Below are 1,023 nucleotides of genomic sequence, written 5' to 3' on the forward strand. Positions count from 1 at the left end.
CGTGTTGGGCAGTGTCACGATGATCCTCTTCCTGTCTCCCAGCAAGCCTAGCTTCACCGGGGAGGCTGCCTCATCTCAGCCTGGCAGACAGGGGGGCGCCTGCATCCGGGGGTGCCGATGAGCGGGTGTCTGGTCGGTACCGCTCGGATGACGTCCCCGCCTGCCTCTCCCGGATGGCAGTACGTAAGGTCAGCGCATGATCGAATCCCAACGCGAAGCCGTGCCGCGCAACGACGGTGGCGAGCTCGACACCACCCTCGCCTTCTTGTCCTTCGCTCGATCATGCGTGCTGAAGAAGGTCGCGGGCTTGAACGAGGAGCAGCTGCGGCGCCGCCTGGTCGTCTCCGACACCACCCTGCTGGGCCTGGTCCAGCATCTGACCGACGCCGAACGGTACTGGTTCGGTTACACGTTCGCCGGCGACCCGCGCTACGCCGACGTCGACTTCGACATGGTGGTCGAGTCGGACCGGTCCCCGGATCAGATCATCGCCGGCTACCGGACCGCGATCGCAGACAGCGACGCCCACATCATCGCAGCCGCTGGCCCCGACGTCCTTACCGCGCAGCCGGTCGGTGACACGTCTCGTACGCTTCGCTGGGTGCTCGCCCACATGACGAGCGAGACCATCCGGCATGCCGGTCACGCCGACATCCTGCGAGAGCTTATCGACGGTGCCACGGGCCGGTAGGAGCTTGCGACTCGGAGCCGTACCCCATTCGGTGCTACGCAGCCTCGTCGAGCGCTCGGGGACCACCAACGGCCCGAAGCGTCGGCGAGGGTTGTTCTAGGCTGGGGTATGGCGGGTCCGGGAAGTGACTTTTCCGAAGTGTCGATCTCGGGGTTCGGGTCGGCCGCGCTGGATTGCAGAGTCGCCCCCACGTGTCCTCCCGGACCCGTCCCGATCAGCTTCGCGTCGGCCGTCATCGAGCAATAGTCAAGACTTGTGGATGAGAAATCTTGATCAGGCGGCTGCGGCGTCGGTCGTGTCGAGTTCGGCGGTGGGTCGTTCGACGAGTTTGC

At 65.6% G+C, this 1,023-nt stretch carries 1 protein-coding gene; it reads left to right on the forward strand.

What is annotated here, in order from left to right; translation table 11 throughout:
- Window positions 1-196 precede the first annotated feature (196 nt).
- Window positions 197-691, forward strand: a complete 495-nt coding sequence (locus tag AB0G14_RS35910; RefSeq protein ID WP_357705291.1) for a DinB family protein — start codon at window positions 197-199, stop codon at window positions 689-691.
- The last annotated feature ends 332 nt before the right edge of the window (window positions 692-1,023 follow it).

The sequence above is a fragment of the Micromonospora sp. NPDC023814 genome, assembly GCF_040639595.1.
In the GTDB taxonomy this organism is placed as follows: domain Bacteria; phylum Actinomycetota; class Actinomycetes; order Mycobacteriales; family Micromonosporaceae; genus Micromonospora.